This is a genomic window from Thiomonas sp. 13-64-67 (assembly GCF_002282795.1).
In the GTDB taxonomy this organism is placed as follows: Bacteria; Pseudomonadota; Gammaproteobacteria; order Burkholderiales; family Burkholderiaceae_C; genus Thiomonas; species Thiomonas arsenitoxydans.
Map to the genome: position 1 here is coordinate 1 of NZ_NCKP01000003.1, position 21,257 is coordinate 21,257.

Consider the following 21,257-nt stretch of genomic DNA (forward strand, 5'->3'; position numbering starts at 1 on the left):
CTGGCGCCGAGCATGTACGAAGCGGGTTTCGTCTCCGCGGCGCACGATGATGCGGTGATCGAGGCCACGTTGCAGGCGGCCGACGGTGCGTTTGCGGACATGAGCAAGGGTTGATTGGCGCTTAGCGCGGCACTTGAACATCCCACAGCCGCGCGGCGATTACTGCGGTGCGGCCGTTCATGTACGGCGAGTACAGGCGCTTTTGATAAATGCGCGGGGCGGGCAGCATGACGGCCAGCCTTGCGGCCTGCGCCGGGCTGAGGCGGGCGGCGCTGGTGTGAAAGTAGGTTTGCGCGGCGGCTTCGGCGCCGTAGATGCCGTTGCCCCATTCCACGCTGTTGAGGTAGATCTCCAGAATGCGGCGCTTGCCCAGAATGCCTTCGAGCATGAAGGTGATGATCAGCTCCTGGCCTTTGCGCAGATAGTCGCGCTCGGGCGAGAGAAACAGGTTTTTGGCGAGCTGCTGGGTGATGGTAGAGCCGCCGACGACTCTTCCGCTGCGCTCGAAGCGGCGACTGTGGTTGCGATCCCAGGCGTTTCGAATGGCGTCCCAGTCCACGCCGTCGTTGGTGAGAAAGGTTGCATCTTCCGAGGCGACAACGGCGCGTTTGAGGTAAGGGCTGATGGCGTCGTAAGGCGCCCAGTCGTGCTTCCAGGGCACGGTGTCGCCGCTTTTGAGGATGCGCAGTTGGGCCGCGCGCATGAAGGTGGTACTGGACGGCGGAATGACTGTCCACAGCGCGATGCGCAGGGCGAAATAGCCTTGCAGCACTAGGCCGGAAAGCACGAATAGCCACAGCAGGCGGCGCCACAGCGGCGCGGGTCTGTCTCGTTTCATGCTGAGTGTTGGCGGGCGGCGGCGAGTTCGGCGCGCAGCGTGGCCAGCACCGGGGCGGTGGCCGGCGCTTCGCCGTGCCACAGGGTGTAGCTCTGCGCGGCTTGTTCCACCAGCATGCCCAGCCCGTCCCAGGCGCTGGCGCCCGCGGCGTGGGCCTGCGCGACAAAGGGGGTGTCGTGCGCGCCGTACATCATGTCGTAGGCCCACTGCGCGGGGCGCAGCACGCCGTCCGGCAGATCGAGCGCGCGGCCGTCGAGACTGGCGGCGGTGGCGTTGATGACGCCATCGGCCCAGTGCGTCGGCGGCTCGAGCACCACTTGCAGATCGGCGCCGTGCTGCGCGGCCAGGGCGCTGTGGCGTGCGGCCAGGGCTTGGGCCTTGTCGGCACTGCGGTTCCATAGGGCGATGGCGCGTGCGCCTGCAGCGATCAGCGGCCCGAGTACGCCGCTGGCCGCACCACCGGCGCCGAGCAGCAGCACGCGCTGCCCCTGCAGCGGGCGGTGGGTATCGGCGGCCAACACGCGGGCCAGATCGCGCACCAGGCCGATGCCATCGGTGTTGTCGCCCCACAGACCGCCTTCGTCCCAGCCGAGGGTGTTGACCGCCTGCGCCAGTTGCGCCGCCGGGCTGCGGCGGACGCACAGACGCCAAGCGTCGAATTTGAACGGCACCGTGATGTTGGCGCCCCGGCCGCCTTCGGCATAGAAGGCGTCGAGCGCGGCTTCGAAGCCATCCACCGGGGCGAGCCGCGCCTCATAGCGCAGCGCCACGCCGGTTTGCTCGGCGAACAAGGCGTGAATGCGCGGCGAGCGGCTGTGCGCGATGGGATTGCCGAACACGGCGTAGAGCGGGAGCGAAGTCATGGAGGCGTCTGCCGTCAGGGTGTGGCTTGCGCCGGGCTTTGCGGGGCCTGCACCGCGGTCTCCAGGCCCTGCGTGCGGGTGAAGCGGAAACGCGAGATCACCACGATTTGATCGGCCTGCCTGAGCATGCCCTCGGTGAACCGGCCATAGGGCTGCGCGGCCTCGACAATGGCGCGCGCCTGTCGGTCGAGCGTGGGGTTGCCCGAGCTTTGGACGATTTCGGTGGAGACCACCCGGCCACTGGCGTCGATGGTGATGGACATGATGAGGCTGCCGTACAGCTTGTTGCCCCCGCTTTGCGGAAACTCGCGCGTGCCCAGGGTTTCGATCTTGGTGCGCAGCTTGTCGTAATACAGCGCGTAGGCGGCTTCACGGGTGGACGGGCCGATGAAGCGGCGGCGCGGCTTGGCGTTCTGCTGCTGAATCTGCCGCTCGATGGCGCCCAGCATATCGAGCAACTGCCGCCGTTTCTGTTCCAGCGCCTGTTGTTTCGCCGGATCGTTTTCCTGACGCACGGTCTGCGCTAGTTGCACGATCTGCTGCCGCACCTGGGTGAGCAACTGCTGCTGCTTTTGCTCCAGCGCCGAGAGGCTGCGCTGCTGGTTGACCGCCGCGTCGCCGTGCGAGACATCGGCGGTGAACGGCAGCGGCGTGGTGGCCAGGCCCTTGTTGGCGTCGCCGCCGCCGTCGAGGTTGGCCTGGGCGATGGCTTGCGGTTTGGCCGGGGCGTCGTCGGTGCGCTGGTTCACCAGCACCACGTCGAGCGGCGCGTTGTCGAACATGCGGTTGAAGGTTTCGGGCGCTGCAAAGCGCAGGCTCAGCAGCGCGAGATGCACCCCGACCGAGGCGATCAGAGCCCAGTGCAACGGGGTGAGGGAGCGTAGGCGGAGGGGGGGCACGGAGGGGCAGGGCAGATCGGGCAGCGGCGGATCGGGCAGCGGCGATTTTACGAAGCCTGCTGCGCGGCGGGGGTGGCCGATTCGGCGTCGGGCTCATCGGTATCGACCGCCACGCTGATGGGCGCGGCCAGGGCGACGGCTTCGTCGCCCTCTTCGTCGTCCTCCTCGCTGACTTCAGCGCTGGCTTCGGTGTCCGTGGCCGCGGCTTGCTGCGGGGCGTCGAGCTGGCTGAGCACGCGGCCAAACACCTCCAGGGTGATGAGATCGGTGCCGGTGATCTGCACCTGCACCCGCGTGTTGCGCGGCAGGTCTTGCGCGCCCACGGCGGTGAACACCAGCGGCAGGCCGTCCACGCGCACCGCGCCTTCGCGCAGCACGCTGGCCTCAAACGTGTCGAGCCCTTGCTGGGCCAGATAGCGCAGCGTCCAGTAGCGTTCCAGCGCCGACTGGTGGGTGGAGTAAGCCTTGTAGGTGTCTTCGAACGATTCGACGATGGCGTACAGCAGCGGGTCGCGCGGCTTGAACGGCGCCTGCAGCAGCGCGGTCTTGCCGAAGCGGGCACAGGCGATAAGCTGGCCCTGGTTGAGCAGATCGACATAGCGCCGCAACGGCGAGGTGCACCACGCATATTGCGCCACGCCCAGCCCCTGATGCGGCGCGGGTTTGAGGCCCATGCGGGTGCGCAGATTGGCGCCAAAGCCGCTCTGGCTGCGGTAGATGCCGGGCATGCCCAGCTCGGCGAGCCAGCCGCCCCAGGTGGCGTTGGCCAGAATCATCAGCTCGGCGACGATGGTGTCCAGCGGCGCGCCGCGTCGGCGCGGTTCGATGCGCACCGTGGCGGCTTCGGCGCCTTGTTCCAGGCCGTCGATGCGGAAGGTGTAGTCCACCCCGCCGACGCGTTCGGGTTTGCCGCGCACCTGTTCTCGGCCGCGCTTGAGTTGCTGCGCGAACGTCCACAGCCACGCCAGCTCTTTGGCGTGGGGGTAGCTTTGCGTTGCCGGATCGGCCGCGAGGGCTTCTTCGGTGACCAAGGCGTCGAGCTGGTCGTGGCGCAGATTGCTGGCCATGCGCACCTGCTCCACGCGGGTTTCGAATTCGGCGGCCTGCAGATCGCTGCCGACGGTGCAGTAGAGCGACAGCGCGGGGCAGTCGCGCCCGGATTGCAGCGTGAAGGTCTGCACCAGGGCGTCGGGCAGCATGGTGATCTTGTCGCCCGGCATATATACGGTGGACAGGCGGTTGCGCGCGACCTGCTCCCAGTCGGAATCGCGGACCAGCGCAAGCGCCGGGGCGGCGATGTGGATGCCCAACCGCGCCCGGCCATCGTCCAGCCACTGCAGCGAAAACGCATCGTCGATCTCGGTGGTCGCCGAGTCGTCGATGCTGAACGCCGCAGCGGCGGCCAGCGGCAGCGCGTCGTTGAACGACGGCATCGGCAGCGCCGGGAAGGCCGTGCCCTTGGGAAAGCGTTCCAGCAAAAAGCGCTGCATGTGAAACGCCCACGGCGAGGCGATGGCCCCGGCGTCGCGCAACAGGGTGAGCGCGCCATGCCCGGTCTGCTTGACCGCCAGCGCCACGGCCTTGAACTCCGGGCTGTTTTTGTCGGGCTTGAACAGGATTTGATAGAGCTTTTCCGCGATGGGCTGCGGGCAGCGACCCGCGGCCAATTCGGCGGCGAAGGCGTCGATCTGGCGGAGCTGCTCTTCCTTGCGGGCGATAGCCGCGAGCGCGGCCTGCACCTGCTGCGAGGGTGCCTTGCGGAACTGGCCGCCGCGCCCGCGCCGCTGGAAGTAATGCGGCGCGCCGAACAGCCGCAGCAGAATGGCCGCGCGCTGCCCGGCGCCCGGCGTGCCGCCGTAGTAGTCGGCCGCGACCTGATCGAAATGGAATTCGTCTTCCGGGGCGAATTCCCACAGCAGATCGAGGTCGATGCCTTCCTGCTGCGCCTGCGCCCAGTCCATGAGTTCGGCAGGCGCCGGTTTGTCGAAGCGCACCAGCGCCTGCGCCGCCTTGATTTTCTGCCGCTTGCCCGAATCGAGCTCGACCTGCAGACTGGCCTCGGCCTCGCTCATGATGCGACCGGCGTGGAACTTGCCACCATCCTCGAACAGCACATTCATAGAGTCATACCGCCGTCAACCTCGATGACCGCGCCGCTGATGTAGGAGGCTTCGCTACTGGCGAGAAAGGCATAGACGCTGGCGATTTCTTCCGCCTTTCCCAGGCGGCGTAGCGGCACGCGCTCGGCCATTTGCTCCATGACCTTGTCGGGAATGGTGGCGAGCATGGGCGTCTGGATGAAGCCGGGCGCCACCGCATTCACCCGCACGCCCTTCGGGCCGAGTTCGCGCGCCCAGGTCTTGGTCATGGCGATGATGCCGGCCTTGGTCGCGGCGTAATTGGTCTGGCCGAAGTTGCCGTACAGCCCCACCACGCTGGACGCGCTGAGAATGGCGCCGCGGCCGCGCTCGATCATGTGCGGCGCGACGATCTGGGTGCAGCGGAACACCGCGCGCAGGTTCACGTCGATCACGGCGTCGAACTGCTCGTCGGTCATTTTCACCAGCCGCGCATCGCGGGTGATGCCCGCGTTGTTCACCAGGGTGTCGATTTTCCCGAACTGGGCGATGGCGGCATCGACCAGCGCGGTAAACGCGGCGCGGTCGGACACGTCGAGCGCCTGCGCCAGAACCTGGGCGCCGCTGCTGCGCAGTTCTTCGGCCACGGGGGCGAGGGTGGCTGGGTTGCGGTCGCATAGCACCAGGTGCGCGCCTTCGGCGGCGAATTTGCGCGCCGTGGCCAGGCCGATGCCTTGCGCCGCGCCGGTGATGAGGGCGATATGGTCTTGAAGTCGCATGAGGAGAGTCCTTTAAAAGTCGTTTGAAGCGGGGTTGAGGCACCACCGCAGAACCGGGTCGAGATGCTGCTGCGCGTAATCCGACAGCGCATGATCGCCTCCGGGCAGCACGCTGCACTTCGCGCCGCGATAGCGTTCGGCCGCCTCGCGCCAGTCCAGCACCTCGTCGCCCTGCGCAATGATGACCAGGTAACGTTGCGGATCGGGGACGGGGGCGCGCAGATCGCCCACTTCCAGCGCGTGGAGTTCGTCCACATGCTGCGCGGTGAAGTTGAATTGCAGCGCCGGGTCGTGCCAGGCCGTCAGCGTGCCGATCTGCCCGCGCAGATCGCGCGCCGGATCGACCGCCGGGTTGAGCAGCGCCGCGCGGGCCTGCAGGCTGTGCGCCAGATACGTGGCGTAAAACCCGCCGAGCGAACTGCCGATGAGACAGAGATCGTCGCCGCGCACCTTGCCCAGCAAGTCGTGGCACAGCGTCATCGCCTCGCGCGGCGAGGGCGGCAGTTGCGGGCAAAGCCAGCGCAGCGGCGGCTGACCTTGGCGGGTGCGCTGCTGATTGATTTGCTCAACGCGCTGCGCTGTGGCGCGCGCCTTGGCCGATTGCGGCGACGAACGAAAGCCGTGGAGATAGAGCAGGGTGGGCATGGGGGCGGATTCAGCGCGGCGCGAGCGGGCGCCGCCCCTGAATGCTACCCGCCCATAGACCGGGGTTCAGCTTCGCGCCGGAGTCGAGGCCGACATGGGCGCCCCGGCCGTTTCGGGCTGGCCTTCGTCTTCCGGCCAGTCGCGGATGTAGGCCTTGAGCATCTGGTTCTCGAAATCTTGCTCGCGCACCACGGCCTGGGCTACGTCGTGAAAGGAAATCACGCCCAGCAGCGCATCGTCCTGCATCACCGGGATGTAGCGCACGCCGGCCTCCAGCATGGTGCGGCGCAGGGTGTCCAGCGTGGTTTCGGGGCCGCAGACTTCGTAGTGCGTGTCCATGCGTTCGGCCACGATGTGATCGCCCAGCACGCCTTCGCCCTCGGCGACCGCGGCCATCACTTCCGAAAAAGTGAGCAGTCCGACGAGCTTGCCGTGCGCCATGACCACCAGCGAGCCGATGTCATGCTGGGCCATGGTCTGCACCGCCTGCAGCAGGCGGGCCTCGGGCGCTATGGTGAACAGCACATGACCTTTCACCCGCAGAATGTCGCTGACTTTCATGGCGTTCTCCTCTGTTTTTTCAGTAGGTGAAATATAGTCAGTCCATTGCGTACAGACCAGAGGTCATTCCCGCAGGTCTTGCGCTTGCTCAGCCCATTTTTGAACCAAACGCCATGTCCGCCCATCATCCCTCCTCCATTCCCCTCGTATTGCTGCACGGCGCGGGCGGCGACGCCAGCGTGTGGGCGGCGCAGACCGACTGGTTGACGGCGCGGGGCTGGCATTGCCTGGCGCTGGAGTTTCCCGCGCACGGCGCCACGCCCGCGCCGCCGCTGGCCCGCATCGAGAGCATGGCCGACTGGGTCTGGTCGCAGCTCGACGCCCGTCAGATCGGCCCGGTGGTGCTGGCCGGTCACAGCATGGGTTCGCTGGTGGCGCTGCATGCCGCGGGCCAGCGTCCCGGTCAGCTCAGAGGGCTGGCGCTGCTGGGCATTTCCTGGCCCATGCGGGTGTCGCGCAAGTTGCTGGCGCAGGCCGAGGAGGCGCCGCAAGAGGCCATCGACAACGTGGTGAAGTGGTCTTACGCCCAGGCGGAGCCGCTCACCCCCGCGCCGGGTTTTCAGTCGCCGCAGGCCTACCGCGAGCTGTTGCTGCGGCAGCAGGCCCATTGGGCCGAGGGCAGCCTGCTGGCCTCCGACCTCACCGCCTGCGACGGTTATTCGGCGGGCGAAGCGGCGGCGCACTCATGGGGCGGGCCGACCCTGTTTTTGCTCGGCGAGCATGACCGCATGACGCCGCCCGCCCAAGCCGAAGACCTGCGCGCGGCGTTGCCGCGCCAGCGCACGGTGATGCTCGAATGCGGTCACAACCTCATGGCCGAAGCGCCGCACGCCGTGGCCCACGCGCTGGCTGACTGGATGGAGCGCGAACTTGGTCTGGCTGCCTGATCACACCTCGCGGCCTCGGTGCAGTCGCCCAAGCGCAGCCGCGCTGTTCCGCACCACACGGTGAGCACCACCCGACCTGAGCCGCGTACCGTGTAGCCGTCTCCAGCGTGCAGAAACACGTCGTCCGGCTGGCCTTCTTCGGTGAGCCAGACGCGCACCGGGCCGGGCCGTGACGCCAGCGGCTGTGCCGATTGCAGCCGCACGATTTGCCCTGCGGCGTTGCGCAGCGTCAGCGAATCGCCGGGCTGCAACTCGATCCAGTCGCGCTGGATGGACACTTCGGTCTGCGGCATGATGACCTCCCGTTGGCTTGTCGCGATAGCATGTCAAAAAAGCATGAAGGCGGGGAGCGGAAAATAGTCTTCGATTTACTCTCGGCCTTCAGGTTGATTGAAGTCTAGGCGGCCGATCGGGTTGTAAAAAGCGCAAATACGGAAGGTTCATCATGCGAAAAATGGATGATGGCGCGCAACCCCAAGCGGCCGCTTCGGCCGTGCTGATGCCGCGCAGCCGCCAGGTCGATGCGGGCAATTTGCGCGGCTTCGAGGCGGCGGCGCGGCTGGGCAGCTTTACCGCCGCGGCCGATGCCCTGGCGCTGACGCAGTCCGCGCTCAGCCGCCAGATCCAGACCCTGGAAGCCAGCGTCGGCGTGCCGCTGTTCGTGCGCGAGGGGCCGCGCGTGCGCCTGTCACCCGCTGGCGAGCAGTTCGCGGTGGTGGTGCGGCAGGCGCTGCAGCAACTCGACGCCGCGGTGGAGGGGCTGCGCGCCAGCCAGGGGCGGCCACGGGTGCAGATCACCACCTTTGCCTCGCTCGCCAGCCAGTGGCTCATTCCCCGGCTTGGCGAGTTTCAGAGCGCCCATCCCGACATCGACATCGCCGTCGAGACCTTCGACAACCTCAGCGATCTGGAAGTCGGCGGGCTGGACATCGCCATCCGCCGCCTGCGCGACGACAACCCCTTGGCCCGCGCGCCGCACACCACTTTTCTGTTCGGCGAACAAATCACTCCGGTGTGCAGCCCCGCGCTGGCGCAGACCGGCCGCGCGCCCGGCGCTCTGGACGATCTGCCCCGCTGCGTGTGGATCGACGATGTGCGCATCCACAGCGCGCCGCCCATCGCCCGCGCCAATCTGCAGGCGCTGTCGTGGGGCGGCTGGTACGCGGGGCTGGGCTTGCCGCAACCTGAGCCGCAGCGCTGGCTGCGGTTCAACTACACCTATCAGGTCATTCAGGCCGCGGTGGCCGGGCAGGGCGTGGCGATGGGGCAGATCGGCCTCATCCGCGATCTGCTGGCCGCGGGCACGCTGATCGCCCCGGTGGGCCGACGGGTCGATGCCGGCTACGGCTACTACCTGGCGGTGCGTTCCGGCGCGCAGCAGCGCCCGGAAGTGGCAGCCATGCTGCACTGGCTGCAGCAGCAGTTCGAGGCGTGGCGGGCCATCGAGATCGGCGGCTGAGAGGACATGCAGGGGCGCAGTCTTGCGTCAATGTTCGGCGCGCTGCAGCGGGTGGCGCAGGCGCTGCAGGGCGTGCAAGGAAGCGGCCTTGGCGCCGTCCACCCAGGCGCTTTCACCCACGGGTTTGGGGTTTTGCAGGCCAATGCGGCGCAGGCGGGCATTGAATTGATGCGCGGCGGTGTGGCGGTCGGACTGCCGGGTGCGGAAGGTGAAGGCCAGCGAGACGGACAGGTTGGAATGCGTCCACACCCGATGCGGCGCGATGAAAGGGTGATGCAAACCCAGGCCGGGTCGCAGCGAGAAGTGCAGGGCGCGCTGCTCGAACTCCGGTTTGTAGGGCGGCCGCGTGCCCTCGTAGGCCAGCAGCCGGTCTTTCTGCGCCGGGCTCATGATGAGCGGGTCGGTCTGGCTCCATAGATCGGCGGTTTTTTCGCCGCGAATCTGCAGCAGAAAATTCATCTCCCGATCCATGTGATACGGCGTGACGGCGCCTTGCGCCGAGATGAACACATAGGTCGAGTACCAGGTGATGTGCGGGTCGAGCGGGTGCGTGTGCGCGGTGATCTCCGCCAGCAAGCTCTCGATCTGCGGCCGGTAAATCGCATCCTGCTCGGGGTTGCTGATGCAGATATAGCCGTGCAAGGGCTCGAAGTGCGTCAGCAAATGGTCGAGCGTCAGCTCCGTATCCGTGCGGACAAAAGAGGCTTCGAAGTCGGCATCCGGCGCAATGTCGCCGCGGCGGAACAACACCTTGTTGGCCGGATGGCGGCGGGCCAAATCGAACAAAGGTTCGATGTCGAACATCGGGTGCTGGTTCAGCCGATGCTGCAGCAGAAAAGGGTGGCGGTTGTAGTGGCTTTGCATTTGCGCCGGGTCGAACTGCAGCCAGCCTTCGCTGTCTTGTTGCCCGCGTTGCAGCAGGCGGGCGTACTGCTCGGCACTGACGAATTCACCCAGCATGAAAGCCTCCCGGGAGTGGAGAAAGTGTTTTGTCGCACTTTACAAACGCACCGGGGCGTTGTCCATCCGGGGCGCCACGAGGGGGCTCTGGCTCAATCAGGCGGCTACGTTTGTGCGTGTCGCAGGCGCCGCAAGGCCGTGCGGGCGGGGTCGATGCTGTCGGCTAGGTCGGTTTCGAGGGGCAGCGGCGTGCCTTCGATCTGGGCCAGCAGGGTTTCGGCCAGCAGTGGGGCAAGGGTGAGGCCGCGCGAGCCCATCCCCGCGCACACGGCCACGCCCGGCAGGCGGGGGAGTTCGTGCAATTGTTTGCCGGCGGCGTGCAGGGGGTTGGCCAGCAGCGGCGCGAGATCGGCGATGGGGCCGCAGTAGGGCAGACGGTCAGTGCTGGCTGCGCGCGTGCCGACAAAGTGGCGCAGCGCGGCAGTGTGTTCGGGCAGGGGCGGCGAGGCGGTGAGCGCGCTCAGGCCCGCGCGGTTGTGCGCCCAGGCTTGTTCGGGGGTGAGGGGCTGGTCTTCGGTTTCGAAGGTGGCGCCAATCAGCAGCCAGTCTTGCTCGCCAGACTCTTGCAGCAGGCGCGCCGCCGCGCGCGGCAGGCGCAGCACATAGCCGCTGCCCATCCACGGCTGCGCAAGCCCTTGCAGCGCGGGCCAGAGGTGGGCGGGCAGCGCCTGCGCCTGGCCGCGCAAGGGGTGCAGGGGCAGCCAGTCGGGGCTGGGGATCAGCCCGCTGGCGGCCAGCAGCGCCGGGGTTTGCACGGCAGCCGCGAGCACGATTTGCGGGGCGTGGGCCAGCGCTTGCCCGGCGGCGTCGAGCACGCGCCAGGTGCTGCCGTCGCGTTGGAGCCGGGCCGCCTGCGTGTTGCGGCGCAGGGTGATGCACGGGGAGTCGAGCCAAGCCGCGCACAGGGCCTGATTGGCGAGCACTGCGCTGTCCACCTGCCAGCCGGCTTCGGTCCATTGCGCCATTTCGGCGGGCAGGTGCACGCTCGAGCGCCAGTCTTGCATGCGCTTTTCGTCGGCGGCGTCAGTGGGGGTGAGGGTGGCCGGACCGAATTGCGCGAGATCGTGTCTCAAGAAAACGCCGGGCCGTCCCAAGTTTTCTTGCCCCCCTCGGGGGGCGGGCTGGGCGCAGCCCGGCCCTGGGGGCGCTGGTTCGGACGGCAGGGCGCGGCGCAATGCGGCCATGCCTGCGCGGGTGAGGCGCGAGAGCAGGTTGTCGTCTGCAGAGGGTTGCAGATGCGCCAGACCTGCGGGCATGGCCGAGCCGCCGCCCGCGGGGTGCGGGCCGGATTCGAGGACTTCGACCGTCCAGCCGCGCTGCGCCAAGGCATGGGCGCAGGCGGCGCCGCTCAAACCGGCGCCGATGACCACGGCATGCCGCGGCAGCGCTGCGGGCCAGGGTGCGGGCAGGGTGTGGCGGGTGCGCTTCCAGCGGGGGTTGAAGGTGGCTTGCAGGCGCTGCCGCTTGCCGCCCCAGCCGGGTTGCAGTTCGATGGTGAAACCGGCCTGCTCCAGTCCTTTTTGCACGGCATGCGCCACGGTGTAGCTGGCCGCGCGGGCGCCGGGCTTGACCAGGCGGGCGAGGGCGCGGAAGAGCTCGGGCGTCCACATGGCGGGGTTGCGCGCGGGCGCGAAGCCGTCGAGGTAGAGCGCGTCGGCGCCCAGCTTGAGTTTGGGCGCGAGTTCGGCGGCATCGCCAAAGGCCAGCAGCAGATGCACCCCGCCGCCGGACTGCTCCAAGGCGGGCAACTCCCCCTCCCAAGCTCCCCCACGAGGTGGGGGAGGCGTGGTTACTCCCTCTCCACTTGTGGGGAGGGTTGGGGTGGGGATGGGTTCCCCGGCGGGCAGCGCAGCCGGAGCGTGGGGGGCGTCCAGCCTGTTCGCATCAAGAAGGATGCGGTGCAGACCGCGTACCGGAGCGGGCCATTGCGCGGCCAGTTCCACGGCGAGCGCTTGCAATTCGGGCGGGGCATGGCGCAGCAGATCGGCGGCGCGCACCGGGTGCAGTTCTAGGCTGACGTAGTCGAGCCGGGCGCAGCGCTGCGGGTCGGTGCGCCACGCCGCCCAGGTGGCGAGAAAGTTCACCCCGAGACCGAAGCCGGTTTCCAGCACGGTGAACTGCTCGCGGCCCGCCCAGCGCGGCGGGGCGTCGAGCAGGCCGCAGCCCTGCAGGTAAACGCCGCGCGCCTGTCCGAGCGCGCCGGCGCGGCTGGCGTAGATGTCGCCGTAGCGCGGGCTGGACGCCTGGCCACTGGCGTCGGGGGCGACTTCGGCGTATTCCAGCAGCGGATCGACCTTGGGCTTCAATCGACCAGGGTGAGCGAGAGCGCGTCCAGGCCGTACAGGCCGTCTTCGGTCAGCACCAGGTCCATGAGCTGGTCGTGCGGCTGCATGTCGAGTTGGTGCAGCTCGCAGCAGGCATAGCTCAGGCCCACGGTGTAAACCTCTTCGCGCCCGGCCAGGTAGCGGTCGTAATAGCCGCCACCATAGCCCAGACGCAGCCCGACGTCGGCAAAGCCCACGCAGGGGACGAGCAGGGTGGTGGGGTTGAGCACGGCCTCGCCCGTGGGTTCGGCGATGCCGTAAGGGCCAGGACGCAGCGGCTCGCCCGGCGCCCAGGCGAAGAAGGTCATTTCCTTGGTGGCTTCTTTGACACGGGGCAGGGCGAGGGTGCATTCGGGGTGCGCCGCCAGCCATTGGGTGACGGCAGGCATGGGGTCGAACTCGCCGCGGGTGGCGCAGTAGGCGCCGAGGGTTTCGGGCTCCAGGGCGTCGAGCACCTGCAGCAGACGCTCGGTCAGCTCGGCATCGCGGCGTTCCAGGTCGGGCAGCGCCTGACGTTTGGCGATCAACTCGCGCCGCAGATTGGGGCGCAATTGCTGATCGGTCTCTGGGGACAATGGGTCGTACAGGGGCGGGTTCACGGTAAGCTGACGTCCTATGAGAATGAATCGGTTGTTGCCGCTTATTTTGCGCCGCTTCGTGCGTTGTTTCGGCGGGCTGGGTTTGAGTGTGCTCACACCGCTGGCGATGGCGCAGTCTGCGCCCATCGCCGCCCGTGCGGCGGCGCCCGCTGCGCAGGCCAGCGTGAGCGCGGCGCCGGTGGTCATGCCGGCCATGCCCGTCATTCCGGTCGATCAGGCGCAGTTGCTGCTGGCCGCGCAAAAGGCCTCGCAGCGCGGCGACCCGCAGCCCGCGCTCGATGCCCTGCGGCAACTCAAAGGCACGCTGCTCGAACCCTGGGTGGCTTACTGGGCGATCAAACCCACGCTCTCCGAAGCCACGCAGGCCGATTTCGACGCCTTCGCCCGCAACTACCCGCACACTTATGTGCTCGACCGTCTGCGCAACGACTGGCTGTTAGAGCTGGGCAAGCGCGAAGACTGGACCGATTTCAACCGCGTCTATCCGCACTTCATCATGCGCGACGACCCGCAGGTGCAGTGCTACGACCTGCAGAGCCAGTTCGTCACCCAACATGCCGACGTGACGGCGCAGGTGTTCAAGCTGTGGATGGATCAGCGCTATGGCGGCGTGGGCTGCAACAGTGCGGCCAGCGCGCTGCTGCAAGACGGCGCCATGCCGCGCGAGATGCTGTGGCAGCGTATGCGCCGGTTTTACGAAGACGGCCGCGCCAAGCAGGCGCGCGATCTGCTCGCGCCTTTTCTGCCGACCGGAAGCTGGCGCATTCTGGCGCAGACCGACTCCGACACAGTGCGCTACCTGCTCGATGTGGTGCGGCGGGGGCCGTCTGCGGCGATCGCCAACGCCGATCAGCGGCAATATCTGGTGCTGGCGCTGCTGAGCATGGCGCGGCAAGATCCAGGGCAGGCCGCACGCCTGCTGCAAGACAATTTCTCCGCGCTGCCCGCGCGAGACCGGGCTCAGATCTGGGGACGCATCGGTCTGTCGGCCGCGCTGGGTCTGCAGCCCGAAGCCGCCCGCTGGTATGCCCGAATGGGCCAGGCCGATCCGGCCTTTGTGCCTTCGACCACGGTGCTCGAATGGCAGGTGCGCGCCGCGCTGCGCGCGCAAGACTGGCCGCTGGTGCGCAGCGCCACGCGCACGCTGATCGATCAGGGCGACAAAGACCTGTCTTGGCGCTACTGGCACGCCCGCGCGCTCGAAAAACTCGGCCACCCGATCGAGGGCCGCGCGCTGCTGGCCGAGGTGGCGAATCCCTGGGATTTTTACGGCCAGCTCGCTACCGACGCGCTGGGCATGAAGGTCAGCCTGCCGGCTTCCCTGCCCCCGGCGCCTTTGTCGGTCGTTGCGCAGCAAGCGGCGCGGCCGGGGCTGCAGCGCTCGCTGGCCTTGTTCAGCATCGACCTGCGCAATGAGGCCGTGCGCGAATGGAATTTTTCGCTACGCGGGCTCGACAACCAGCAAATGCAGGGCGCAGCCGAACTGGCCTGCCAGCAACAGCTCTGGGATCGCTGCATCAACACCAGCGAACGGGTGACGGGCGGGGTGGACATCGCCCAGCGCTACGCCATGCCTTACCGTGAAGCCATCGCCAAAGCCTCTCAGGCCGAAGACGTGAACGAGGCTTTTCTCTACGGCCTGATCCGCCAGGAGTCGCGCTTTATCGCCAACATCAAGTCGTGGGTGGGCGCTTCGGGGCTGATGCAACTCATGCCGGCCACCGCCAAACTGGTGGCGCGCAAGATCGGCCTGACCGGTTACAGCCACGACCAGATCGCCGACGTGGGGGTGAATGTGCAACTCGGCAGCGCCTACCTCGGCGGGCTGCTGCAGCAGTTCGATGGCTCCGAGGCGCTGGCCGCCGCGGGCTACAACGCCGGGCCGGGGCGGCCGCTGCGCTGGCGCAATATGGGTCTGCCCGATCAGCCGCTGCTGCCCGGCGCCATCTTCGCCGAGAACATTCCCATTCCCGAAACCCGCGATTACGTCAAGCGCGTGCTGGCCAACGCCACGGTGTACGCCGCCATCCTCAGCGGCAAGCCGCAGTCGCTCAAGGCCAGACTGGGCGATGTGGGCTCGCCCGACGCCATGCTGGCGAGCAATCAGGGCAATCGGCCCTGAGTAATCCGCACTGAGCAGTCCGCACTGAGCGCCCCCACGTTTCCTTCAGAGGCAACATGGGGTGCCGGGGCTTGATGCGGCGCATTCCCCTTCCGGCGGGGTTCTGGCACACTTTGCCCTGTCGCGATCTTTCAGGAACTCTCATGCAGCAGCAGAACATTCTCGTCATCGGCGGCAGCGGTTTCATTGGCAGCCGCCTGGTCAACGCCCTGTCGCTGGCCAATCATTTCGTCACCGTGCCCACCCGCCGCCGTCAGCGCGCCCGTCATCTGGTGCAACTGCCGCTGGTCGATGTGGTCGAGACTGATGTGCATGATGACGCCAAGCTGGCCAAACTGGTGGCCGGGCGCGACGCCGTGGTCAACCTCGTGGGCATTCTGCAAGGCAGGCGCGGCCAGCCCTACGGGGCCGACTTCGCCCGCGCGCATGTCGATTTGCCGCGCCGCATCGCCGCCGCCTGTGCGCAGCAGGGCGTGCGCCGCGTGGTGCACATGAGCGCGCTCGGGGCCGATTCCAACGGGCCGTCGATGTATCTGCGCTCCAAGGGCGACGGCGAGGCGGCGCTCAAGGCGCAGGCCGGGATCGACCTCACTATTTTTCGGCCCTCGGTGGTGTTCGGCCCCGAAGACAACTTTCTCAATACCTTCGCCAAGTTGCAGCGGGTGTTTCCGGTCGTGCCGCTGGCCGGGGCGAAAACCCGTTTTGCCCCGGTGTACGTCGGCGACGTGGTCACGGCGTTTGCCAGCAGCCTCGTGGGCCCGCAGGCGGGTGAAACCCTCGGCCAGACTTACGAACTCTGCGGCCCGGGCACCTACACCTTGGCCGAACTGGTGCGGCTTTCCGGCCAGTGGGCGCGGGTGGGCGGCGGCAGAGGGCGCAGCATCATCCCCCTGCCCGACGCGCTGGGACGGCTGCAGGCGCTGATGATGGAACTCGCTCCGGGCGAGCCGGTGATGAGCCGTGACAACCTCGACTCGATGAAGGTCGACAGCGTGTGCAGCGGGGCCCTGCCCGGCTTCGCGCCGGAGCTCGGCGTGCCGCACCCCGAGTCTTTGGAGGCCATCGCCCCCACCTACCTCGACCCCAAGTATCAGGAGTCGGAATACGGGCCGATGCGGGCGACTGCGGGGCGCTGATTTTCCAAGGGCATCCACCATGCGCCGCCCGCATGGCGGCCATGCGAAAAAACGGTTTGGAAAGCGCGGGGTCGGGCGGGACAATGGCGGCCTTTATCTCCCGCGCAAAGGACCGTCATGTTCATCCTGCACATCGGCAACAAAAATTATTCCTCCTGGTCCATGCGCCCCTGGGTGGCGATGACCGCGTTTGGCATTCCCTTCGAAGAACGCCCGCACTGGCTCGATACGCCCGAGTTTGCCGCGCAGTTGTCGCCCCTCTCGCCCGTGGCGAAGGTGCCGGTGCTCGAAGACGGCGATCTGCGCATCTGGGACTCGCTGGCCATCGGCGAATACCTGGCCGAGCGTTTTCCGGAGCTCGCACTCTGGCCGCAAGACGTCGCTGAGCGGGCGCTGGCCCGCAGTCTGTGCGCCAGCATGCACAGCGGCTTTGGCGCCTTGCGCGAGCACATGGTGATGAACATCGAGGCCGATCTGCCGGGCCGGGGCTGGAACCCGGCCGTGCAGCGCGACATCGACCAGATCCTGCGCATGTGGCAAGGCGCGCTGCAGACCAGCGGCGGCCCCTTCCTCTTCGGCGCATTCGGCCTGGTCGATGCGTTCTACGCCCCGGTCTGCATGCGTTTTGTCACCTACCGCCCCACGCTGCCGGACTGGGCCTGGCGTTATGTGCAAACCGTTGCCGCCCTTCCGGCGGTGGCCAAGTGGATGACGCAAGCCAGGGCCGAGGGGGTTTTCTTGCCCGCGGATGAGCCTTACCGGGCGCAAGGGGCACTGGCCAGTGAGAGTCATGCGGCTTCTCCCATAGCCTGCTTTGATGCGCAGGTTCCGTATTTCGCTGTGATTTTTTCATCCCTTCGGTCCGCGGACGACGCTGGCTATGAGGCCATGTCACGGCGCATGGCCGAATTGGCGCCCCAACAAGCGGGCTACCTTGGGATCGAGAGCGTCCGGCGCGCAGACGGCTTTGGCATCACCGTGTCTTATTGGTCGTCCCTAGATGCGGTGGCCCGCTGGAAACAACAGGTCGAACACCTTGGCGCGCAAGACCTGGGCAAGGCCAAGTGGTATGTCGACTATGCAGTCCGCGTCGCCCGAGTTGAGCGTTCCTACGCCAAGGTGAAGGTTGACCGGGCCGTGGTTTGATTCGCGCTGCGGTGCGGGTCTTACACTCCACCGCTTTGCGTCTTCAACTGCCTCATGCTCAACGCTGCCCAGGAACGTGCCGTCGCCCATCTTTCCGGGCCTTGCCTCGTCATCGCCGGGGCGGGCAGCGGTAAGACGCGGGTCATTACGCACAAGATCGGGCGGTTGCTGCGCGCTGGGCTTGAGCCCGATCAGATCGCGGCCATCACCTTCACCAACAAGGCGGCAGCCGAAATGCGCGAGCGTGCGGCGCAACTGGTGGACAAGCGCGGCGTGGCCAGCAAGCTCGCCATCTCCACCTTCCACGCTTTAGGCGTGCGCATGTTGCGCGAAAGCGGGCAGGCGCTGGGGTTGAAGCCCAAGTTCTCCATCCTCGCGGCCGACGACGTCACCGGCCTGTTGCGCGATGCCGGGGCCACCACCGATAACGCCCAGGCGCGGCGCTGGCAGTGGACCATTAGCCTGTGGAAAAACGCCATGCTCACGCCCGAAGCGGCGGCGCGCGTGGCCGAGAACGACGACGAGCGCGTGGCGGCCAAGGTTTACGCGCGTTATGCCGATATGCTGCAGGCCTATCAGGCGGTCGATTTCGACGACCTGATCTGGCTGCCCGTCACCCTGTTGCAGCAGCACGCCGACGTGCGCGAGCACTGGCAGAACAAGCTGCGTTATCTGCTGGTGGACGAATACCAGGACACCAACGCCGCGCAGTACGACCTGCTACGCCTGCTGGTGGGCGACAAAGGGCGATTTACCGCAGTGGGCGACGACGACCAGAGCATCTACGGCTGGCGCGGCGCCACGCTGGACAACCTGCGCCGCCTGCAGACCGACTGGCCCACGCTCGAAGTCATCAAGCTGGAGCAGAACTACCGCTCGACCAACGCCATTCTGCGGGCGGCCAACGCCATCATCCAGAGCAACCCCAAGCTCTATCCCAAGAGCCTGTGGAGCGAGCATGGCGAGGGTGAGGCGGTGGAGGTGCGCGCCGCGCAGAATGAAGACGAAGAGGCGCAGATGGTGGCCGCACGCGTCCAGGCGCTGCGCAGTGGCCGCAACGCCGAGTTGGCGCACATTGCCGTGCTCTACCGCGCCAATCACCAGTCGCGCCCGCTGGAGCAGGCGCTGCGCCGCGCCAACATTCCCTATGTGGTCAGCGGCGGGCAGAGCTTTTTCGACCGGGCCGAGATCAAGGACGTCTGCGCCTATCTGCGGCTGCTGGCCAATCCCGACGACGATCCCGCCTTTCTGCGTGCCGTTACCACGCCGCGCCGGGGCATCGGGCCGCAAACCCTGGCGGCGCTGAGCACCTTCGCCGGGCAATGGAAAGTGTCGATGTTCGAGGCGCTGTTCCGCGATTCCATGCCTGCCGCGGTGGGCGCGCGCCCGGCCGATCATCTGCGCGAGTTTGGCCGTCTGCTGCACGACATCGAATGGCGTGCCCGCACCGCACCGGCCGGCGAGTTGCTGCGGGAGATGCTCGAAACCATCGGCTTTCGCGCCTGGCTGGAAGAGCACAGCGACAACCCGCGCGAGGCCGAACAGCGCTGGAAGAACGTGGACGACTTCTGCGGCTGGATCGAGCGCAAGGCCGAAGAAGACAAGGTTGGCCTCACGCAGATCGCCCAGACCATTTCGCTCATCACCCAGTTGCAGGAGCGCGGCGACCAGCGCGACGCCGTGACCCTGTGCACCCTGCACGCCGCCAAGGGGCTGGAGTGGCCGCATGTGGTGCTGGCCGGTTGCGAGGAAGGTCTGCTGCCCTTTTTCACCGACGACCGGCCGCTGACCGATGCCAGCCAGGAAGAGGAACGCCGCCTGATGTATGTGGGCGTGACCCGCGCGCGCCAGACCCTGGTGCTGAGTTGGTGCCAGAAGCGCAAGCAGGGGCGCGGCGCAGCGGGGCGCAGCCCCAGCCGCTTCATCGGTGAAATGCAGACTGGGCAGCCCAAGACGAGCAACAAGGACGCCGCGATGGCGCGCATCGCGGCGCTGCGCAGCCGACTGGGTGCGGCGGTGGCCGAGGAAAGCGCTGCCGCTGCTGAAGCTGAAGCGAAGACTTGATCAGGGCGCAGCCCCTAGCCGAATCGCCCCGAATCGGCTATGTTCTCGAAATCGAACGGGCGTGCTTTTTTCCGTTGCGCTGCATTCAAAACAAAGCAGGAGACAGTTTATGGAGCGGATCTGGCTGGCGAACTATCCCGCAGGCGTGCCTGCGGACATCGACCCGGACATTTTTTCCAATGTTGGAGCGCTGCTGGGGGGCAGCTTCAAGGCCTACGCCGAGCGTCCCGCCTACGCCTTCATGGGGCACAAGACGACTTACGCGCAGTGGGAGGCGCAAAGCACCGCGTTGGCGGCTTATCTGCAATCGCTGGGGCTGAACAAGGGCGACCGCGTGGCGATCATGATGCCCAATGTGCCGCAATATCCGGTGGCGGTCGCCGCGGTGCTGCGAGCCGGGCTGGTGGTGGTCAACGTCAACCCGCTCTACACCCCGCGCGAACTCGAACATCAGCTCAAGGACAGCGGGGCGGTGGCCATCGTCATCCTCGAAAACTTTGCCCATACCCTGCAACAGGTCATCGACCGCACCGCGGTGCGACAGGTGATCGTGGCAAATATGGGCGAAACCCTGGGTTTTCCGCTGGGCGCCATCGTCAACTATGTGGTGCGGCACAAAAAGCGGCTGGTGCCGCGCTGGTCGCTGCCGGGCCATGTGGCCTGGAAGGCGGCGCTCAGTCAAGGGTCTGGCCTCGCCTTCAGCCCGCCGCAGGTGGGGGCGGAAGACGTGGCCCTGCTGCAATACACCGGCGGCACCACCGGCGTGGCCAAGGGCGCCACGCTCACCCACCGCAACATCGTCGCCAATATCGTGCAGTCCGCCGCTTGGTATGCCCCGGCGCTGGGCAAGCTGCCTGCAGGCAAGCAGCTCAATACCATTTGCGCGCTGCCGCTCTATCACATCTTCGCCTTCACCGTGATCATGATGCTCAGCGCGCAGGAGGGCGGCATGATGATTCTCATCCCCAACCCGCGCGACCTGCCAGCGACGCTCAAGGAACTGGCGAAGTACGAGGTGCACTCTTTCCCGGCGGTGAACACGTTGTTCAACGGACTGCTCAACCACCCGGACTTCGACACGGTGAACTGGAAGGCGTTAAAAATGTGCCTGGGCGGCGGCATGGCCGTGCAGGAGGCCGTGGCCAAGCGCTGGCTGGAGCGCACCGGCTGCCCCATCTGCGAAGGCTACGGCCTGTCTGAAACCTCGCCCTCGGCCATCTGCAACCCCACCGACACCGACCGCTACAGCGGCACCATCGGCATGCCGATTCCGTCCACCGAGTTGCAACTGGTGGACGAAAACGGCCGCGAAGTGGCGCCCGGTCTGCCCGGCGAAATCGCCCTGAAGGGGCCGCAGGTGATGCGCGGCTACTGGAACCGCCCGGAAGAATCCGCCAGCACCTTTACCGCCGACGGTTTTTTGCGCACCGGCGATATCGGCGAGGTCGATGCGCGGGGCTTTGTGAAAATCATCGACCGCAAGAAAGACATGATTCTGGTGTCGGGCTTCAACGTCTATCCCAACGAGATCGAGGGCGTGGCGGTGATGCATCCCGGCGTGCTCGAAGCCGCGGCGGTGGGCGTGCCCGATGCGAATTCCGGCGAGGCGGTGAAGCTGTTCGTGGTGAAAAAAGATCCGGCGCTGACTGAAGCGCAACTGCGCGATTTCCTGCACGAGCAACTCACCGGCTACAAGCGGCCCAAGTTCATCGAGTTCCGCGGCGAACTGCCCAAGACGCCGGTCGGCAAGATTCTGCGGCGGGAGCTGCGTCCGGAGTAGGCGCCCCCACGCTTCGGCTTCGTCTGCGCTGCCCCCCGGGGGGCAGCCGCCGCCTTGCAGCGGCGGTGTGTTGCCCCCACGCTCCGGCTTCGCCTGCGCTGCCCCCCGAGGGGGCTG

At 67.2% G+C, this 21,257-nt stretch carries 17 protein-coding genes and 1 pseudogene; 7 read left to right on the forward strand and 11 right to left on the reverse strand.

The window, feature by feature from the left end; genetic code table 11:
• Positions 1 to 121: 121 nt before the first annotated feature.
• The 7 genes from mtgA to B7X30_RS01355 form a co-directional block, all read right to left on the reverse strand.
• Positions 122 to 838 carry a monofunctional biosynthetic peptidoglycan transglycosylase gene (mtgA, locus tag B7X30_RS01325; RefSeq protein ID WP_156053397.1) on the reverse strand — a complete coding sequence of 239 codons (717 nt, stop codon included), beginning with the start codon at positions 836 to 838 and terminating at the stop codon, positions 122 to 124.
• The gene (aroE, locus tag B7X30_RS01330; protein ID WP_286728681.1) at positions 835 to 1,701 is read right to left on the reverse strand and encodes a shikimate dehydrogenase; all 867 of its coding nucleotides are present in this window, start codon (positions 1,699 to 1,701) and stop codon (positions 835 to 837) included. The genes mtgA and aroE overlap by 4 nt, the downstream gene beginning before the upstream one ends.
• A 14-nt stretch (positions 1,702 to 1,715) precedes the next feature.
• Positions 1,716 to 2,600 carry a cell envelope integrity TolA family protein gene (locus tag B7X30_RS01335; protein ID WP_156053395.1) on the reverse strand — a complete coding sequence of 295 codons (885 nt, stop codon included), beginning with the start codon at positions 2,598 to 2,600 and terminating at the stop codon, positions 1,716 to 1,718.
• Between the two features lie 47 nt (positions 2,601 to 2,647).
• A complete protein-coding gene (locus B7X30_RS01340) occupies positions 2,648 to 4,720 on the reverse strand; it encodes a ribonuclease catalytic domain-containing protein (RefSeq protein ID WP_286728682.1) in 2,073 nt (690 codons plus the stop codon).
• Positions 4,717 to 5,457, reverse strand: a complete 741-nt coding sequence (gene fabG / locus B7X30_RS01345; protein ID WP_156053393.1) for a 3-oxoacyl-ACP reductase FabG — start codon at positions 5,455 to 5,457, stop codon at positions 4,717 to 4,719. The genes B7X30_RS01340 and fabG overlap by 4 nt, the downstream gene beginning before the upstream one ends.
• Before the next feature lie 12 nt (positions 5,458 to 5,469).
• Positions 5,470 to 6,102, reverse strand: coding sequence for a YqiA/YcfP family alpha/beta fold hydrolase (locus tag B7X30_RS01350; protein ID WP_156053392.1), 633 nt, complete (start codon positions 6,100 to 6,102; stop codon positions 5,470 to 5,472).
• Positions 6,103 to 6,168: 66 nt separating this feature from the next.
• Positions 6,169 to 6,663, reverse strand: a complete 495-nt coding sequence (locus tag B7X30_RS01355; RefSeq protein WP_156053391.1) for a CBS domain-containing protein — start codon at positions 6,661 to 6,663, stop codon at positions 6,169 to 6,171.
• A 113-nt stretch (positions 6,664 to 6,776) separates the two neighbouring features.
• Here B7X30_RS01355 and B7X30_RS01360 point away from each other — a divergent pair, with 113 nt between their 5' ends.
• Positions 6,777 to 7,550 (forward strand): alpha/beta fold hydrolase, encoded by a 774-nt coding sequence (locus tag B7X30_RS01360; protein ID WP_156053390.1) that lies wholly within the window; start codon positions 6,777 to 6,779, stop codon positions 7,548 to 7,550.
• On the opposite strand, the gene B7X30_RS01365 is transcribed toward B7X30_RS01360, so the two are convergent.
• Complete coding sequence (locus tag B7X30_RS01365; RefSeq protein ID WP_156053389.1) at positions 7,466 to 7,843, reverse strand: DUF2917 domain-containing protein; 378 nt, start codon at positions 7,841 to 7,843, stop codon at positions 7,466 to 7,468. The two genes, B7X30_RS01360 and B7X30_RS01365, sit on opposite strands and share 85 nt — an antisense overlap.
• 152 nt (positions 7,844 to 7,995) lie before the next feature.
• Here B7X30_RS01365 and B7X30_RS01370 point away from each other — a divergent pair, with 152 nt between their 5' ends.
• Complete coding sequence (locus B7X30_RS01370; protein ID WP_156053388.1) at positions 7,996 to 9,009, forward strand: LysR substrate-binding domain-containing protein; 1,014 nt, start codon at positions 7,996 to 7,998, stop codon at positions 9,007 to 9,009.
• A gap of 27 nt (positions 9,010 to 9,036) precedes the next feature.
• Here B7X30_RS01370 and B7X30_RS01375 read toward each other — a convergent pair whose 3' ends face one another.
• From B7X30_RS01375 to B7X30_RS01385, 3 genes are all read right to left on the reverse strand, one after another.
• Positions 9,037 to 9,969: a transcription factor jumonji JmjC domain-containing protein gene (locus tag B7X30_RS01375; RefSeq protein ID WP_156053387.1), complete on the reverse strand. Its 933-nt coding sequence runs from the start codon at positions 9,967 to 9,969 to the stop codon at positions 9,037 to 9,039.
• A 104-nt stretch (positions 9,970 to 10,073) separates the two neighbouring features.
• Positions 10,074 to 12,275: an FAD-dependent 5-carboxymethylaminomethyl-2-thiouridine(34) oxidoreductase MnmC1 gene (gene mnmC1 / locus B7X30_RS01380; RefSeq protein WP_286728683.1), complete on the reverse strand. Its 2,202-nt coding sequence runs from the start codon at positions 12,273 to 12,275 to the stop codon at positions 10,074 to 10,076.
• On the reverse strand, positions 12,272 to 12,892 hold the full coding sequence (locus B7X30_RS01385) for a 5-formyltetrahydrofolate cyclo-ligase (RefSeq protein ID WP_013106803.1): 621 nt from the start codon (positions 12,890 to 12,892) through the stop codon (positions 12,272 to 12,274). The genes mnmC1 and B7X30_RS01385 overlap by 4 nt, the downstream gene beginning before the upstream one ends.
• 22 nt (positions 12,893 to 12,914) lie before the next feature.
• On the opposite strand from B7X30_RS01385, the gene B7X30_RS01390 reads away from it, so the two are divergent.
• The 5 genes and pseudogenes from B7X30_RS01390 (at position 12,915) to B7X30_RS01410 (ending at position 21,140) form a co-directional block, all read left to right on the forward strand.
• On the forward strand, positions 12,915 to 15,014 hold the full coding sequence (locus B7X30_RS01390) for a lytic transglycosylase domain-containing protein (RefSeq protein ID WP_286728684.1): 2,100 nt from the start codon (positions 12,915 to 12,917) through the stop codon (positions 15,012 to 15,014).
• A gap of 143 nt (positions 15,015 to 15,157) precedes the next feature.
• Positions 15,158 to 16,150, forward strand: a complete 993-nt coding sequence (locus tag B7X30_RS01395; RefSeq protein WP_286728685.1) for a complex I NDUFA9 subunit family protein — start codon at positions 15,158 to 15,160, stop codon at positions 16,148 to 16,150.
• 117 nt (positions 16,151 to 16,267) lie between these two features.
• Positions 16,268 to 16,918 (forward strand): annotated as a pseudogene (locus B7X30_RS01400) (glutathione S-transferase family protein); the annotation flags it as partial.
• Between the two features lie 432 nt (positions 16,919 to 17,350).
• Entirely contained in the window at positions 17,351 to 19,360 is a 2,010-nt protein-coding gene (locus B7X30_RS01405; RefSeq protein ID WP_286728686.1) for an ATP-dependent helicase, read from the forward strand.
• Between the two features lie 109 nt (positions 19,361 to 19,469).
• The gene (locus B7X30_RS01410; RefSeq protein WP_286728687.1) at positions 19,470 to 21,140 is read left to right on the forward strand and encodes a long-chain-fatty-acid--CoA ligase; all 1,671 of its coding nucleotides are present in this window, start codon (positions 19,470 to 19,472) and stop codon (positions 21,138 to 21,140) included.
• Positions 21,141 to 21,257: the final 117 nt, after the last annotated feature.